This is a genomic window from Oceanospirillum beijerinckii DSM 7166, from assembly GCF_000422425.1.
In the GTDB taxonomy this organism is placed as follows: domain Bacteria; phylum Pseudomonadota; class Gammaproteobacteria; order Pseudomonadales; family Halomonadaceae; genus Oceanospirillum; species Oceanospirillum beijerinckii.
The window spans coordinates 22,004-38,670 of the sequence record NZ_AULT01000023.1; the positions used below are offsets into that span (position 1 = coordinate 22,004).

Annotated in this window: 12 protein-coding genes; 2 read left to right on the forward strand and 10 right to left on the reverse strand. The window is 47.0% G+C overall.

The features are described from left to right. Window positions 1-5: 5 nt before the first annotated feature. From csy3 to H579_RS24815, 6 genes are all read right to left on the reverse strand, one after another. Entirely contained in the window at window positions 6-1,040 is a 1,035-nt protein-coding gene (csy3, locus tag H579_RS0107985) for a type I-F CRISPR-associated protein Csy3 (RefSeq protein WP_036565749.1), read from the reverse strand. A gap of 11 nt (window positions 1,041-1,051) precedes the next feature. Beyond that, complete coding sequence (csy2, locus tag H579_RS0107990; RefSeq protein WP_028300236.1) at window positions 1,052-2,050, reverse strand: type I-F CRISPR-associated protein Csy2; 999 nt, start codon at window positions 2,048-2,050, stop codon at window positions 1,052-1,054. Beyond that, complete coding sequence (gene csy1, locus H579_RS0107995; RefSeq protein WP_084624022.1) at window positions 2,047-3,405, reverse strand: type I-F CRISPR-associated protein Csy1; 1,359 nt, start codon at window positions 3,403-3,405, stop codon at window positions 2,047-2,049. The genes csy2 and csy1 overlap by 4 nt, the downstream gene beginning before the upstream one ends. Before the next feature lie 41 nt (window positions 3,406-3,446). Further along, complete coding sequence (gene cas3f / locus H579_RS0108000) at window positions 3,447-6,914, reverse strand: type I-F CRISPR-associated helicase Cas3f (RefSeq protein WP_028300238.1); 3,468 nt, start codon at window positions 6,912-6,914, stop codon at window positions 3,447-3,449. Beyond that, entirely contained in the window at window positions 6,911-7,888 is a 978-nt protein-coding gene (cas1f, locus tag H579_RS0108005) for a type I-F CRISPR-associated endonuclease Cas1f (RefSeq protein ID WP_028300239.1), read from the reverse strand. The genes cas3f and cas1f overlap by 4 nt, the downstream gene beginning before the upstream one ends. Before the next feature lie 357 nt (window positions 7,889-8,245). Continuing rightward, on the reverse strand, window positions 8,246-8,428 hold the full coding sequence (locus tag H579_RS24815; protein ID WP_036565754.1) for a hypothetical protein: 183 nt from the start codon (window positions 8,426-8,428) through the stop codon (window positions 8,246-8,248). A 122-nt stretch (window positions 8,429-8,550) separates the two neighbouring features. On the opposite strand from H579_RS24815, the gene H579_RS24820 reads away from it, so the two are divergent. Next, a complete protein-coding gene (locus H579_RS24820) occupies window positions 8,551-12,543 on the forward strand; it encodes a response regulator (protein ID WP_084624023.1) in 3,993 nt (1,330 codons plus the stop codon). A 35-nt stretch (window positions 12,544-12,578) separates the two neighbouring features. After that, window positions 12,579-13,454 (forward strand): GGDEF domain-containing response regulator, encoded by an 876-nt coding sequence (locus H579_RS0108020; RefSeq protein ID WP_028300240.1) that lies wholly within the window; start codon window positions 12,579-12,581, stop codon window positions 13,452-13,454. A 42-nt stretch (window positions 13,455-13,496) separates the two neighbouring features. Here H579_RS0108020 and H579_RS0108025 read toward each other — a convergent pair whose 3' ends face one another. The 4 genes from H579_RS0108025 to H579_RS0108040 form a co-directional block, all read right to left on the reverse strand. Continuing rightward, window positions 13,497-13,982 (reverse strand): hypothetical protein, encoded by a 486-nt coding sequence (locus H579_RS0108025; protein WP_028300241.1) that lies wholly within the window; start codon window positions 13,980-13,982, stop codon window positions 13,497-13,499. Window positions 13,983-14,145: 163 nt separating this feature from the next. Beyond that, complete coding sequence (locus tag H579_RS0108030; protein ID WP_028300242.1) at window positions 14,146-14,637, reverse strand: universal stress protein; 492 nt, start codon at window positions 14,635-14,637, stop codon at window positions 14,146-14,148. Between the two features lie 120 nt (window positions 14,638-14,757). Next, window positions 14,758-16,086 carry a TRAP transporter large permease gene (locus tag H579_RS0108035; protein WP_028300243.1) on the reverse strand — a complete coding sequence of 443 codons (1,329 nt, stop codon included), beginning with the start codon at window positions 16,084-16,086 and terminating at the stop codon, window positions 14,758-14,760. A gap of 52 nt (window positions 16,087-16,138) precedes the next feature. Next, window positions 16,139-16,654 carry a TRAP transporter small permease gene (locus H579_RS0108040; protein ID WP_028300244.1) on the reverse strand — a complete coding sequence of 172 codons (516 nt, stop codon included), beginning with the start codon at window positions 16,652-16,654 and terminating at the stop codon, window positions 16,139-16,141. Window positions 16,655-16,667: the final 13 nt, after the last annotated feature.

Genomic DNA, 16,667 nt, shown 5'->3' on the forward strand with positions numbered 1-16,667 from the left:
ACCTCTTAATCTGCTTTACCGAAGACGCCGCCACGAATAAACATCGCCATTACGTAGTGCTGTTGTTCAACATCCGGGGCTTGATCTTTGCCAATCCAGTCATCTAGCAGGTTATAAAAATCCATTTTTGCAGGCGTGTTTTTATCTGCAGGTTTAGGCTGACGATAAGCAACACCGCGACTGGTCACAGAGCCATAGGGTTCTACTGCGATTGGGCCAACTTCATCTGCTTTAGGATGCCAAGTATCAATTGTACGCAGGGCATTGCCTACTTTCTGTGAATGTAGAGCAGCCACATTACCCACTTGGTACAACACTTTGCTCTTATCACTTTTGCCTTTATCCAGAATCAGCTCCTGAGATGGGAACACTTCCTGACCATCGCCCAGTTTGATAAAAGCGTTGACGGTGACAAAAGCATAGCTCTCGCCGGATAGGCCATTTTCAATCACACGGGCCAGCGCTTGCAGATCTTCTGACGGTTCTGAAAATTTACGCAGATTAAAGTCATAACTATCGAATTCCCAAGTGGTGATCTGATCATCCTGCTTATGAGTCACCTGCACTTTAATCTCTTCCGCACCCACTCGGTTACGCCATAGGAAACGACCATTGGCGATATTCTCAGCATAGCGTTGCGCCAGCTCAGCAAAAGTCTGGTTTTCTGCATAACCCTTAATGGTGTTCTCTAACGCTCGCTGATACTCAGGGCTGTTACAGGCAGATGGAATATGCAGATCACCCAATACACGCAGGGTGAAAGAGACTTTTAGCGTATCGTCTTCAAAAGGCAGGGCTGCAACATCAACCCGTTGCAAATTGGCCTTTTCAATCTCAGCATTTAGCTTTGCCGGATCATTAGCGATATTGGCTTTCATTCGGTTTGAGATGGTGCCACGTACATCTTTCTGTTGAATAGCGATGGGCGTCCAGCGACTGTGGTTTTCGATCTCTTCCCAGCGGCCGGAATACATTAAGGCATCAGAATTTGCCAGTTTACGTTCAAATGCCAGTACAGATGCGATTGCTAACTTTGCCATGTTCATTGTCCTTATTGATTTTCAGCTGCGGGAGTTTCGTTGTCTGTTACTTCAGGTTGATAAGCGTTTTGGCATAGATACCAGTCATCTTGCTGTTGGTAACGCCAGATCAGTTGTTCAGGATCTTTAATACGATGCGGGCTCAGCCATTGGCCTACGCCATAGACAGATTCGACAAACCGGAATGGAGTGTCAGGATCTCGGGTATTGGCGACCTCTCCAGGCTCGTAAAGCTGAGAGATACCTTTATAGCCAGTGGTAATCGGCACCAGCCAACCTTCAGCGGGTTTTGGCTGATAGATCCAGTCGGCAGGCGTGTCTTCGGTAATTTCTTCGCCTTCTTTGACTTTGGGCTGCGCCTGAAACTTCAGTGCGGCGAAATCCATCCAGGCATCCAGCATTTCAGCTTCAGGATTATCCTGCTTGAGTTGCTGATAATGTTGTGCCAGCAGTGGGGAACGATCTACCAAGGCAAAACCGGGCAGCAACTGGAACATCAACTTGCGGCATTGTTTCTCGCGTTTTTCCAAGCTCTCCTGCAATGGAATAAACTTAACCTGCTGGATATGTTGAATAGTGCCACCAGCCAAACGCTGACGATAAAGCCGTTGCTCAATCTGTTGCTCAAATAGCGCAATATCCTGATCGTCATCATCGGTATCAAAATCAAAGTCGTCGGAATCGAAGTCACATTCGATCACCAGACTGACCTGCATATGCATGCGCCCTTCTTCATTAAATGGGGCTGTTTTACCGTCTTTGGTTAATGGGTTTCGGCTCAAGGCAAATACATACTCACCGACACCGGCAGGTTGATAAGCCTGTACCTGATGCTGATGGCAAATAACGCCGCAACCGCCCAGAGCCACATCATGCTTCTCTTGCAGAAAGCGAGACAGGGCATGGGTAAAACCCAAAAAGTTGCTCACTGCAGGAAAGCCCCAGGTTAAGCCGGAAATGGCATTGGCGTTTTGTACCTGCAGGCGCTTTATAATCAGTAGCGATCTCATGCCATCACCTCCAGATCATCTTTCAGTCGCACCAGACGACGCTTGAGTAAACGCTGCCACTCACCGTGCTCATTTTCTCCGGGGAATAGCGCATCAGAGTTATAACCGATCACGTTGTTTAACCAAGAGGCAAAACCGTTGGCAATATCGATCTGCCAATCATTTTTCTCGCGCTCTTCACGGAACTCTTCATCAATCAAAGTGCGGTATAGATCAAGCCATAGGCGTTCCGAGTCGATCAAATCTGATTGAGCACTCCAACCCGCTTTCTCTTGTTGGTTTTGTACCTCTGCAGCCAACAACAGGCATTCATCCATCAGTTCATCAATAAACTCTGCCCGCTGATCACGAATCTCTTTGATGCTGGTCCGTGGAAATACTTTTTCCAGATAGTGACGTAACGCCTTGGACTTTTTCCAAACCCGGCGATCAAACTCACGCCAGAATGCGTATTTTCCTTTAGCTGGGATAAAAGCCTGTTGCTGCCAGACGGGTGGCTGAGATGACAATAAATAGCCTTTACCGTAACGGGAGGTATTCAGCTGAGAGATATTCTGAGGCTTAGTACCACCGAAGCTTTGAGTGGCAATATTTGGGAAAGCAACCTGAGCTTCAGGGTGATATTTATCAGATCTTTTAGCTTGGCGGATTGCTTTGGCCTTATCAGAGTAGAAGCTTGCCGTTAGTTTGTTGTATACCGCTTGGCTAAACGAGGAGGCATATAGAGGGCTGATCAGGTGGTAAGCATTACCGTCTTCCTCAACAGGGAAATAGAGCTGTTTCGATAACTGACCGGAGGTTAGTGCCTTACTTGTTAAACACGCTTTTAAACCCTCTCGCCATTGCTCTACCTGCTCAGGATTTGTCGCTAAAGCAGTTAAAGTCGTGTCATCCCCTGCAATCAACTCATCCAGCAGAGTTTTGCCATCAACGTCCTGTTTAAGTAGGCCTGCAACATCAAGGGCGGCAGCATTGCCGGTTGTATCGACCACTAATTCAACCAAAGAAGAGGAAGTAAGATAGCGCTGATCTAATTCAGATTTTTCAGTATTAGGCGGCAAATAGATACTGACGCTTTTGGTATCCGAGTGCGTGTACTTAGCAGCATGGGTTACCATACTGATCTGCCCCGCCCGCTTAGCCGCATCTGTGAGCCAGTTATCTACCTTGAACTTATCCAGCAATTCAGTTCTTTCTGTCTGAATGTCTGCTTCGACTTCAGACAATTGCTCTTCCAAAGCGGATTTGCGCTTTTTCTCTGTCGCTTTATCAAAGGCCTCCAGCTTGGTAGCAAGTCGCTCCTCAATAAATTGCCGGATTTTATCCGCTAACATTTGCTTGGGTTCTTCCATCATGAAACCTCATTTTTATTAGTCCTTCTTCTTGAAAAATTCTTTTAGTTCAATTCAGTAAACACGCCCAGCAACGGGTGATAAAACCACTGCTCTTGCGTTTCTTTCTCTCTTAAACGAATCTCTGCAAACACTCTGCTGCACAACACTAAAGGCCAGTCCAAATGCTCTGCCTGCTGGATAATCAACTCTGCAGGGTCGTTACTGATCCAAGGCATAACACCTTGACCTAACTCCAGATTCTCTAGCTGATTAAAGCTTTCCCCTCTGGGATTTGGTTCACCATTGGGCAGATATTCATAAAAAGCCGGTTCGTCCAGTTCGTCTTCCATATGAAGCACAAAACATTCGTCCGGGTTGGATTGTCGGAATCGGGAGCGACGTTGAATTTCGTAATTCCAATGGGCGTTTTGCTGCCACCAACGGGCGGCATAGAGAGGGATTTTTTCGTGACCAAACAAGTGAGCATTTAGATGCGCATGTTCCAGATCGACTAAGTTACCTTGAGCATCCAAAGTCTCAGCAGGCAAGATACGTGGTTCAGCGTTGATAGTTTGATACTGACTGGTTTGCAGAGTTTCTGTCAGGTCTTTACTGATCAGGTTAAACACTGAGGACTCAAAGCCCGGTCGGGTATAAGCTACCGAACTGCCTTTTAGAGCTCGGATATTCTTATTCAGGATGAACAGATTAGGGCTTTTCGGTTGCTGGCGACGATGACGCATTATTCGCCCTGCTAACTGAATCAGAGAACGCATTGAACTGGGCTCTGCAATTGCCCAGTCATAATCATGATCTCTACCAACTTCAGTCACTGCAGTTCCCAGCACGACAAACAGATGGTTTTGCTCTGGGTATTTATTTAGAAGGGGCTGTACGTTTTTATCCTGCCAAACGGCTTCTGCATTATTACGATCCAGCACTCTATCCAATACTGTTTCTATATTGGAACGCATCAATAATGGATATTGAGAGTGATACACCACAAAGTGCAGGCGGTAGTTCTCTGGCATCGGCTGCGCTAATAGCTGTTGTGCGACAGCAACCATAGGATTGATATTCGCCATACGAATCAGGCCAAAGGAGACTTTTTTATCCTGTGTGCTTGCTTGGTCTGTAGCAGACGCTGCTTTCTTTGTACCAGCCAGAACACCACTATCAGGTTTAACAACACTAGCAGACTGATTAACAATACTATGATGCTGCTGATGCAGTGAAATCATCGCCTGATGCAAACATTGCGCAACGCTATCAATCACTTGATCCGTTTCAGAACCATCATTCTGAACCTTTAACAGTTCTGCCCAACGTAATGGCTGACTTTTCGCCTGCAGGTTTTTAATGCGCTGTTTAACAAAATTCAGATGCTGTACTGCAAAGGCGTTGTCATCTGCAAAATCTCCGTGATCGACAGAAAACTCATCAAACCAGGCACAAGGCACTGTTTGTTGATTATCCGGTTGCTGACCACAGGCTTTATTAAACTGATTGCGTCCCTCCAGATAGGCCTGATACAAGGCTCTAATCAAATCCGGCGGTAACGTGGCTGAAGACAGTAAGACTCGTGAACCCAACATGCCCGCCCAGTTCACTAAACGACATAACGCTGGTAGATCTTCTAAACCAAAATCATCGGGTTCATCCAATACCAGATCTGAGGTCAGCAAGCGCAGCATAGGCGCAATCTGTTTGCCACCGCGACTGGCTTCTGTGGCGGGCATCAGATAATCAATGGTGCTCACCAATACAGGCGCGCTTACCAATTGATGAACCTTAGATTTTCTTTCAGATTGCTGTTGTAACCAGCGACTTAACAGGCCATCTTCCAGAGAACCTTCGTAACGTACATGATGACTGTCATCTATCAGGGCTTCTTCCGATTCACTACCGGATAGTGACAGTTGCTCTAACAAAGAAAGCTTTTGCTCCTGAGCCGAAAGTACTTTTGCTGCTTCCGGCTTGTTTTTCTGCTGATGTAACTGGCGCACGGCCTGCGAACCCACCAGCACTGCAAGATCATCCTCTTCCAGGCGCAGCTTTTCCATAAAGGCATCGCCGGTTTGCAGGGTTAGAGTACGTAGCCCCAAGGCAACACTAAAGCGACAGCCAGTGCGTTCATTACTCAGGCCATACATAATGCGGGCATTAGCGAAGGTTTTACCGCACCCGGTTGACGCCATATTGATGCCAAAAAAGCCCTGCTGTTGAGACTTATTTGCTAGTGCTCTTGCCAACTCATAGGCTTTGTTCTGCCAGGAGAAGCGCGGGATACTGACGCGCTGCTTTAATACCTTCATTCGAGACAGCACAGGCAAGCTTTTACGCAAACCCGGCAGTCGTTTCGCAAACAGATAGGCATTATGGCCCACACCGATATTATGCTCATCCAGCTGCTGTTTAGGTTGGCCGGTGTCTCTATCAGTATTGGCGATAGCGCGATATTTTTTATCCTGCCATTGCGGTGTTGGTTGAGCAGCGGAGTACGCATGATCCGATAGCATCAGCACCATACGGGCTAAATGACTACTAAAACGATCCGTTAACCAGCCTTCTGCTCGAAATAAGGTATTTAGGCTTAAAGCTTTTTTCGCCAGGCTATTGGCTTTTTGACACCAGGTTTTACTGGCAATAGGTGTGTGTTGCGGAAACTGCCAAACTGCTTGCCACTCTTTATCGCTCCAATCATCTGACCACAGCTGCGGCGAGTTCCAACCGGCATTCACGGCTTTACCAGTGAGTTCAGCAATACGATCTAGTTTTAAACCGGTCGTTAGACCATGGGCTTCACGGGTTTTCTCAGGATATTCCGGTAAACGATGGTGAGAAACAATCAACCAAGCGACAACACTAGCCACGGGCTGATTAGCCAGAGACTTAAACGGGTTACTGAGTTCTACTTTCTGCGTCTGCCCTTGCTTTACTTTTTGCTCCCGTTTGACTTGTTGCAGACTGCTTATTAGTTCTGCTTCGTGATCAGGATTGATGGCACTTAGCTTCTCTAACCATTCCCTGTCGGACAGTTCACCAACAAAAGCCTGAAACAGACGCAGACTGACCCATTCATGACGAATTGGCTCACTGATTTTGCCTTTATAGCTGGGTTTTAGTTTGGCCTGAAACAGCTTATTGGCTTTGCCAAAATCATGAAATAGCCCAGCGATACCCGCTAAAAGAGCGGTGGCTTCTGCGGTATGCCAACCGTTTTCATCTTCTGATCTTAGAATATTTCGCGAGGTCGTATTGGTGGGTACAGCACCTTCGGTATTAAATTTTCCGGCGTTACCGACAATCCATATCAGCTCGCTGTGGTCTCGACCTCTGATCCAATGGCAAGCGACAGCAGTATTACGACGGGCACTCTTTTTTAGCAACTTACGTAGTGTGGCTAAACCTGCCATAGTGATGGGCGTTTGCCAGGTTCTATCTCCACGTCGCTCAGCAAATTGATCCAGAATACGTCGGGTTTCTTTCAGCGCCTGTTTACTGCATTGAGAGACCAATAAGACATTCATGGTGTCTCTTCTCCCAACGCAAGGGCAATAGACTGTAGGCTATCAATCATAAAATCCAGAGACTCCGTGCGTGTCAGTGCCTCGATACAGTTGCGACGAAACTCTTGTTCTTCATCACCACGCACTGCGGAAATAAACGCCTGGGGTAGAATCACCGCATCTTTAACTAAATCTGCCGCATCAAAAACCAAGCCTCCCCGGCGAGTTTTTCCATGAAGTACCGCCAAACCATGGGGCAAACCTAATACCCAGGTTGCTGTCGCCCCCAGACCATAAGCCAGATAGTTACCATGATCTAAAAAGCGGTTGGCCAGATCCGTGCCAGTACCACGTTTAGCACGGGTAAAATCACCATAATTCAGGGTTTGCGCGGCAAGCTTAAACAGCTGTTTGGTTAAACGGGCCTCTTCCGTCAGTAGATGACTTACATCACCACATGATGCGACTTTCTCCGCACTGCTGGTCAATAAAGGAATGAGCACATCGGCATCAATAACAAAGCCCGCATCTTTTAACGGATGACTCTCCAACCAGGATCTCTTTAACCGCTCTAAACGTAAGAATTGAATCTTCTTTGCAGCTTCCAGACGTTTTTCATCATCAAACCAGAACCTTACCCAGGCTTGCAGGTATTCGGTGGGACGATATTCACTCTGGGGGGACATCCAGGCCACTTCGATATCGACCTCATTAGCACTAAAAAGAGGTGTGCCACCTCCGCCACAGAACCCCACTAACACACCGGCTTTTGCCAATTCACGCATCGCCGCCTGAGTGATCGAAGTCCCCGTACCCAACAATATCGTCGTGGTATTAGCGATAGGAATATTCCAATACAGTGAGCGTTTGCCTTCATCAGTGACATATTCCACTCGCCCACCGTTCACCAGCACCCGGCAGTGTTCCAGGTAATAAAGATTAGCCCGCTTGGAATGAAGTATGGTTTTCAGATCGGACGGCGAAAGATCCTGCATTGGCTTGTGCTCTCTATTCCTTGATTGACGGATCACATTGCAACGTTTGCGCGGGGTACAAATCAGGCAAAGTCCGTTTCTGGCTGGATATTTTTTGTTCAACTGGTTGAGCAGCGTAGCGGATTTATCGGCGGGATAAAACTGTTATAAATCAACTTTATAACGACAGATAGACGCGATATAAGCGATCTTTACGTCATTTAAGGTCGCACAATTGTTTGCAAGCTCTATGGCTGTTTAATTCCAGCAATATCAAACTATTTGACATAAATGGCGTTATCAAAAGGTATAAATCATCCAATATCACACTGAAAAACTTCGTTGTGAGATCAATCTTTCAGCGGTGCCAGCCCGTCGTTATACCATTGAGTTTTCAGCTTTGGATCTGGTCGATGCCATCGCGGGAAACGAGAAATACGGGTTTATCCTATTGTCGTTGATCCCAGGGGTTCTGGCAGCTTCAGCTACTTTGTAATCTTGTTCAGGCACTAATGCACGGGCATCCCGTTTAAATGCTTTGATGTCACTTTTTCTTGTCATCACTTTCTCTCCAGCTAAGAAGATTATCCTTAACTGGACTGGTTATCTATCAGGCTATCTCACAGACATAAGGCTGGATTAAAGCGCCCAATGAATTATGCTGTGAAAGTAACCATTTGATCATGAAGAAAAAGCAGCCCACTATGCCGGTATCTCAAGGCTCAGAGAAGAGCGCCACTAAGAACTATCAGTCCCTCAGCCTCCGCTTGGTTCTATGGTTCCTGTTGTTATCTTTGGTGCCATTAATTTTGGTGTCTTCACTCAGCTATCAGCAAGCCAGTGATTCCCTGGTAACTTCAGCAAAAAGAGAACTGACACACTCATCGCAGCTTACTATTCGTTTTATCAATAACTGGTTTGACTATCGCTTTGCAGATCTGCATTTTCAGGCAGAAGATGCGAGTAACGCTCAGTTGTTACAGAGTCTATCCAAGGGGCTAACAGACAGTACTCTGTCGGTTTCACAGTATGTCAATAGTGAGAGCTGGAGCAACCGGGCAACGGCCTTACAAGATGGATTAATGTCTCTTTTCAGGCGCTACGACTATGTTGCAGATATTTACCTCATTGATTTAGAAGGCAATATTCTTTTCAGCAGTACTAAAGGCAATGACTTTGGTCAAAATATATATACGCCACCCATACGCTACACCCGTTTTGCCAGCACGGTAAAACGCACCCTTCAATCTGGAGAAGTGCTATTTTCTGATATGGAACGTTACCCTGCACCGGGTAGCCCTATGGCAGGCTTTTTAACCGCACCACTACAAGATACAGAAGGTAAAAGGCTGGGAGTGTTGGCAATCAGACTCAACCTTGATCGCATCTTTGCTATGTTAAAATCGGGTCGCGTTGAAAATAGCTCCATTGCGCACTACCTGCTGGCTGAGAATGGAGTTTTGCGTACCCCTATCGAAAATAACTGGGATGATGTGCTACATCGGAAAGTTAATACCGCTCAGTACCAACACTTTTTAGACAGTAACCCTTTACAAAAACTGGTTGCGGGTGACTACCTGGGCCCTGACGGTACAAGGGTGATTGGTACTCATAACGTTATACATATCGCCAATGTGAATTGGATTCTGGTCAGTGAGATTGATCGAACAGAAGCGCTTGAATCGGCCCACTGGCTGGGCCGGATTACTTTGTATCTGGTGCTACTCACAACATTGGTTGTGTTGATACTGGCCTTTGTGGTGGCCCGACGCATCACCAATCCTATCGTTAAACTCGTCAATGTCAGTAAAGCTGTTGCAGCGGGTGAAACCAATCAGCAGGTTGAGATCAAGGCCCGTGACGAGATTGGTCAACTGGCCGATGCATTTAACCATATGCTGGAGGTTAAACTAATCCAGCAGCAAGCCCTGGAAGCTAGCCGACAGAAATCAGAAGAGGCGTTGAAAGATCTTGCAGAACAGCAATTTGCTTTTGATCAACACTCTATTGTTGCCATTACCAATGTTCGGGGCGATATCACATACGCCAATGATAAGTTTGCTGAGATCAGTGGTTACCGTCAGGAGGAATTAATCGGCAGTAACCATCGCATCCTCAACTCGGGCCATCACTCCACTGCTTTTTTTAAGGAGATGTATCAAAAGATAGCCCGGGGCGGTGTCTGGCATGGCGAAATCTGTAATCGTGCCAAAGCCGGTCACTTGTATTGGGTTGATACCACGATCGTGCCTTTTAAAGGAGACGACGGCAAACCCGAGAGCTACATTGCAATACGTACAGATGTGACGCAACGTAAACAAGCAGAACAGGCAATGAGCGAAGCCAAAGAGCAAGCTGAACAAGCTGCAAAAGCGAAAAGTGAGTTTTTAGCCAGTATGAGTCACGAAATACGTACGCCCATGAATGGTGTACTGGGCATGCTGGGACTACTAAAAAACACACCATTAAATGAAGACCAGCAGCATAAAGTCCGTATTGCGCAAAGCAGTGCTGAATCGCTACTCACCCTGATCAACGATATTCTTGATTTCTCCAAAGTAGATGCGGGCAAACTGGAACTTGAAAGCCTGGACTTCGATCTGAGAGAGGTTTTAGGAGATTTTACCGACAGTATTGCCATACAAACGCAGGAGAAAGGTTTGGAGCTGATTCTTGATCTTTCTCAACTGGATGATTCAGGCGTTAAGGGTGACCCGACCCGTATTCGTCAGATTTTAACCAATCTCGTGGGTAACGCTATTAAGTTCACTCATAAGGGTGAGATTATTATTAGTGCATCACTGACCCCAACGTCCAACGGCCAGCTAAGACTGAACTGCTCTGTTACCGATACCGGTATCGGCATTCCTAAAGAGAAGATCAGTCATCTGTTTGACTCTTTCAGCCAGGTCGATAGCTCAACCACACGCAAATACGGTGGTACAGGTTTAGGGCTGGCGATTTGTAAAAAACTATGCCGACTGATGGGGGGGGATATTTGGGTCAATAGCCAGCAGGGCAAAGGTAGCAGCTTTTCCTTCTATATCATTATGAAGAAGGGACACTCCCAACAACACAATCAGCCTAAGATCAATTTTAATCGCCTGCGCTTATTGATTGCCGACAGCAATCAAACCCACCGAGAGATTTTAGCTAAACAGTTAAGACTCTGGGGGGCTTCGGTCGCTGAAGCTTCAAATGGCAACGCCGTGCTTAATGTGTGTAAACAACACTTAGCAGACCATAACACAGTCTTTGATGCTATTTTTATCGATAGCCAGCTCAGTCAGATCGCAGGAAAGGATCTGGGCATGGATCAGCGGTTTAATCAGATTCCTCTGATCCTGATGCACTCTATCTCTGATAATCAGCATATCTATAAAGAAGCTGGCCAACACTTCTGTGCCTGCATCCAAAAACCGGCGACCAGCTCGGATATCATGAATGCCATAATGCTTACTCAGGGAGAACACTTTCAACTCAATGATCTGTCAGTGGCAACAACAGGAGATAGCAAAGCTGACAATCATCGCAGGCATTGGCCCGAGCACTGTAGAATTCTTCTGGTAGAAGATAACCAGGTTAATCAGATGGTTGCAACCGGCATTCTCAATGAGATAGGGCTCGACGTCGATATCGCCAATAATGGTCAGGAAGCGTTAGCTATCCTGCAAAAAGCACCCAACACCTATCACCTGATCTTAATGGACTGCCAGATGCCCATAATGGATGGCTATGTTGCCACTCATAAAATACGCAATAGCTCACCGGAAGAGGGTTATAGCCACACACCTATTATCGCGATGACAGCAAACGCGATGGCAGGAGACAAAGAAAAGTGCCTTGCAGCCGGAATGGATGATTATCTGTCCAAGCCTATCGATTCGAGTATTCTGATTTCCATATTAAGAAAGTGGCTACCCGAAGTTGAGCAAGATACCAATACGGACAAAGAGAATACTAAGAACACAGATGCAGCGACTCAACTAGCTCTGGCAGATCTAAGCCAAACAGATAGCCGCATCAATTCTGTAGACGCCACCGAAGCGACGTCAGATCAACCGGATCTGGTCTGGGATCAGGAAGCCGTGCTCAAGCGTATTATGGGGCAGAAAGAGTTGTTATTGGCTCTGGTCGATGCATTTCAGATCGATTTGCCCCCGCTGCTGAGCCAACTAAGGGAAGCCATTAACAACAATGACCTGCCTCTGGTGAAGTTTAATGCCCATACCATTAAGGGATTGGCAGGGAATTTATCTGCTCTGGAGCTACAAAGCCATGCATTAGCCCTGGAAAAGGCAGCTGAACAACATTCAAATCAACTGGATCAGCAAATGAAGATCCTGGAACAAAGTAGTGATAGACTGAACGAAGTACTAAAAAGCTTTCAATATCAACAAAATAACATCACCACAGATCAAGGCGGTAGCCACGAGTTAAGTGATCTTCTTTCCTGCCTCTATACTAAACTTGAAAGCGGTGAATATATTGACCCTGAAGAACTGACGCTCCTGCGCCAGCACAATACCGATCCTGACCTGCGACAAGGGCTCGACCGACTACTGCAACAGATCAACCAGTTTGATTTTGTAGCAGCGATAAGCACACTACGAGAGATTAATAACCATAGTTCCTTGTCGGAAAGAACAGAACAAACAGGCCGCAAAGGCGAATAATAAAGGAACAGGGTTAAGTGAAGGAGAAAGGCTACATGGCGGATAAGCCCGTGATTCTGGTTGTCGATGATGCTCCTGTGAATATCCAGGTACTGGCAGCCTGTTTAAAAGAAAACTATCAGCTAAAGATAGCCACTAATGGTGCTCGTTGTCTTGAGCTGGCCACCTGCGCGCCTGTACCGGATCTCATCCTGCTGGATATTGAGATGCCTGATATGGGAGGCTATGAGGTGTGCCAACATCTCAAACAGCACAATGATACCAAGAATATTCCTATCATTTTTGTGACTGCCCGTGATGCTGATCAGGATGAAGAATATGGCTTACATCTGGGCGCTGTAGACTACATCACCAAGCCTATTCGCCCCGCCATCGTACAGGCACGGGTCAGAACACAGATCACCCTGAAACAGCAACGGGATATGCTGCAAAACCTGGCTTTGCATGATCAGCTGACCGATCTCTACAATCGTCACTATTTGATGGAAGCCGCAGAACAGAAGATTGCTGAATCAAAGCGTTATCTCTTCCCATTAAGCCTGCTGATGATAGATGTAGACCACTTTAAACAGGTCAATGATCAGCATGGTCATACCACCGGCGATAGTGTACTGAAAGCAATCGCTAAAATATTGCAGGAACAGAGCCGAAAAGATGATATCGCCGCTCGTATAGGCGGGGAAGAGTTCGTCCTTTTACTAGGGCGATGTAGCCTGCCATCCGCATTACAACGGGCGGAGCAACTGCGGCAGGCCATCGAAGCGGCACAGCCCGAAGGCCTGACCGTTACAGTCAGCATAGGCGTAGCGGAGCTTAGTGAAGGGCAAAGCTTCGACAGTATGCTAAGTCTGGCCGATAACCGCCTGTACCAAGCCAAGGCTCAGGGACGTAATCGTGTCATCGCGACTTAACCCCACAGCAAGGCCCTTATTTTCAAAAACTGCACTCCTCAATCAGTGCAGGTGAGGCGCAAATGCCCTTTGTTTGCAACAGGCAAAGGGTAAATTCAGATAGCGTTCAAAGTAATCTTCGTGCCGCTCTTGATGTAATAAAATCTGGGTACACTCCTGAGCCCAATCTGCGCTATCTGATAGCCCTGCCACCCCACTTAGATGCAGAGCACGCAATGCTTTCGCTAATACAAACTGAGCCTTGTCGTAGTCCTTGTAATGCTGATAAGCATTGGCCAGATAGATAGCGGCCAGAGTTAGCTGAGTGGCAATGTTTTTTTGCTCTTGGGGATTATGATCTGCAGCTTCACACAGCAGAGACTGACAACTCAGATCAAAAGCACAGCCCAAATTAGGAATCGCCTCCTGCCATTGTTGTAACTCGTAATGCAATGCAGCATGATTCATCCACTCAAACCAAACCTCAGCCTGTTCTGAAACAGGCATATTCAGCAGTTTACGGTGATGCTCGGTCCATAGAAATAACATTGCCAATGCTCCATAAATGAGAATACATGTTATTTATACTAAATCAAATGATAATTATTCTCAAATAGAAAACAGGCAGAAAAAAACCGCCTTGTAGCGAGGCGGTTTTTATTTTGACTGCTTGGGCAACATTTCTGCAGTCCTGGCAGCATAAAGAGATCACTCAGTGCTTCAGTGGTACAACCAGTACTGGGCGCTGACTGTTATTCATTACTTTATGAGCAGTAGAACTCAGCAGGAACTGCTCAACAGCAGAGTGGGAGCGAATACCCATTACAATCACATCGGCGTCAATCTCGTCTGCTGCTTTGACAATCTCTCTCCAGGGTTTGCCTTCACGGATCATGGTTTTCAGCTGACCCTCTTGCAGAATTTCGCTTTCTTCCAGCTCTGTTGCACAAAACTTATCAATACGCTCCTGAAGCTTAACTTTCAGGTTCGCAAGGCCCTGCTCCTGCAGATCATGCAGAGACTGATCCACGGTGACCATATTGTTGATCAGGCTTTCTGCAGACGAGCTTAATTTTTCGATCACGTGCAGATAGGTGATTTCAGACTTGTAGTGACCGCATAAACTCACTGCAGCACGAAATGCAGGACGGGAACCTTTTTCAATATCAGATGCGTATAAGATTTTTTTAACACCAGGCAGCATCGTTAAATCCTCTTAGAGATAGTAAATACCTGCAACGATTACATGGGTAGTCATCGATGCAGGCATTAAGCGCGACGGAGGATAGCTCAGCATATCGATACTTCGCTATCGTGCCCGTTCCTAGCGATACAGCAGTTCTGGCAGGAACAGAGAGATACCAGAGAATAAGGTGATCAGTGCCAGACGTACGATATCCGCGCACCAGAAAGGCGTTACACCTTTGAAGATGGTGCTTGCTTTCACATCCTTGAGCACCGCACTGAGCACGAAAACGTTCATCCCCACTGGCGGCGTGATCAAACTGATCTCAGTCACTACCACCACTACGATACCGAACCATACCAGATCGAAGCCCAGGCTCTGTACCAATGGGTAGAAGATCGGCACTGTCAGCAGCAACATAGACAGACTTTCAAATACCATGCCCAGAACGATATAGATCAGCAGGATCACCATGATCACCATCATTGGTGATACATCCAGGTTGGTCACAAACTCCAGCAGTTCCGCTGGTAGACCGGCACGGTTAATAAAGTCGGAGAAGATCAGTGCACCAATCACTACCGAGAACAACATGGCAGAGGTGCGCGCCGTATCGGTCAGGATGTCGAACAGGCTACCGAAAGACAGACTCTTACGCATCAGTGCAATAACGAAAGCACCACCGGCACCAATACCTGCTGCTTCTGTGGGTGTGAAGACACCCAGATAGATACCACCCATTACGATGGAGAACAGGATCAGCACACCCCAGACACCGTTCAGCGCTTTAATGCGCTCTGGCCATTCGAGTTTCTCACCACAAGGTCCTGCTTCTGGATTGCGCCATACCACATAACGTACCGCGCCCAGATAGAGCAGAATACCCAGGAAGCCTGGGATAAAGCCCGCCGCAAACAATTCACGGATACTGCTCTCGGTTAACAGACCATAGATCACCAGAATGACGCTGGGCGGAATCAAAATACCCAGCGTACCACCGGCTGCAATCGAGGCCGTGGCCAGTGAATCGGAGTAGCCATACTTACGCATTGGCGGCATCGCTACTTTTGCCATGGTGGCAGAAGTTGCCAGACTGGAACCACAGATGGCAGAAAAACCACCACAGGCTACAACAGTCGCCATGGACAGACCGCCCTTCTTATGGCCCAGAAAGGCGTTGGAAGCACGATAAAGCTCATGAGACAGACCTGACTTGGTTACCAGGTTACCCATCAGAATAAATAGAGGGATTACAGATAAGCTGTATTCCTGGGCTGTATCAACAACCCGTTTTGACGCCATGGATAGGGCACCGGTCCATCGGAAATCCATGAAGTTATCAAAGCTTAAGCCCTGCATAAATGCAAAACCGAAGAAGCCCACCAGGCCCATCGCAAAAGCAATAGGTACCCTGAGCACTACGATAATCAGCAGCAGGATCGCAAAGCCGGTCAGTGCAGTAATCATTGGAAAAAATACCTGTGATTGTTAGCCGTAATTATTGTTAATCTGCTGAAGACTAGTCTTTGGATAAAACAAGTTGTCGATATACGCCATAGGTGATCATGGCACCTGCAGTCACCCAGCTCATGATCGCGACATACTCGATAATGTAACCCACAGGCCATTGCAGATATTCCGTGACCTCCTCACGACGGAAGGAACGATCAGCCAGGTACAAAATACGCTCAGCCAGGAAGTACAGGGATGTAGAGATTAAAAATGCTGAGATCAAACCCAGAACTTTCAGTACGGTGTTGCTCATCCAGCGATCCAGGATATCCACTACAACCTGACCACCACGCCAGGTAATAACAGGCATCTCGGCGAAAACCAGAATCGCAATTCCCATCTCTGTCAGTTCGGTTGCCCCATCGACTGCGTTGCCCAAAAAGTAACGGCCAAACACATCCGCGCAGGTCAGCATCATTAAGAAAAACAGTGTTAAAGCCGCAATTAACTCAAGAAAAAAGGCCAGCCAGGCGACTGGCCCTTTTTCTTCGTAGTGCGCGGCAAGCCAGGCACTAAACGTCATACAAATGCTCCTC

Coding starts and splice junctions, on each gene's coding strand:
- H579_RS0108020 (WP_028300240.1), top strand. CDS start 12,579: ATGGCGGATAAGCCCGTGATTCTGGTTGTCGATGATGCTCCTGTGAAT.
- H579_RS0108035 (WP_028300243.1), bottom strand. CDS start 16,086: ATGATTACTGCACTGACCGGCTTTGCGATCCTGCTGCTGATTATCGTA.
- H579_RS0108030 (WP_028300242.1), bottom strand. CDS start 14,637: ATGCTGCCTGGTGTTAAAAAAATCTTATACGCATCTGATATTGAAAAA.
- H579_RS24820 (WP_084624023.1), top strand. CDS start 8,551: ATGAAGAAAAAGCAGCCCACTATGCCGGTATCTCAAGGCTCAGAGAAG.
- csy3 (WP_036565749.1), bottom strand. CDS start 1,040: ATGGCAAAGTTAGCAATCGCATCTGTACTGGCATTTGAACGTAAACTG.
- cas3f (WP_028300238.1), bottom strand. CDS start 6,914: ATGAATGTCTTATTGGTCTCTCAATGCAGTAAACAGGCGCTGAAAGAA.
- cas1f (WP_028300239.1), bottom strand. CDS start 7,888: ATGCAGGATCTTTCGCCGTCCGATCTGAAAACCATACTTCATTCCAAG.
- H579_RS0108025 (WP_028300241.1), bottom strand. CDS start 13,982: ATGTTATTTCTATGGACCGAGCATCACCGTAAACTGCTGAATATGCCT.
- csy2 (WP_028300236.1), bottom strand. CDS start 2,050: ATGAGATCGCTACTGATTATAAAGCGCCTGCAGGTACAAAACGCCAAT.
- csy1 (WP_084624022.1), bottom strand. CDS start 3,405: ATGATGGAAGAACCCAAGCAAATGTTAGCGGATAAAATCCGGCAATTT.
- H579_RS0108040 (WP_028300244.1), bottom strand. CDS start 16,654: ATGACGTTTAGTGCCTGGCTTGCCGCGCACTACGAAGAAAAAGGGCCA.
- H579_RS24815 (WP_036565754.1), bottom strand. CDS start 8,428: ATGACAAGAAAAAGTGACATCAAAGCATTTAAACGGGATGCCCGTGCA.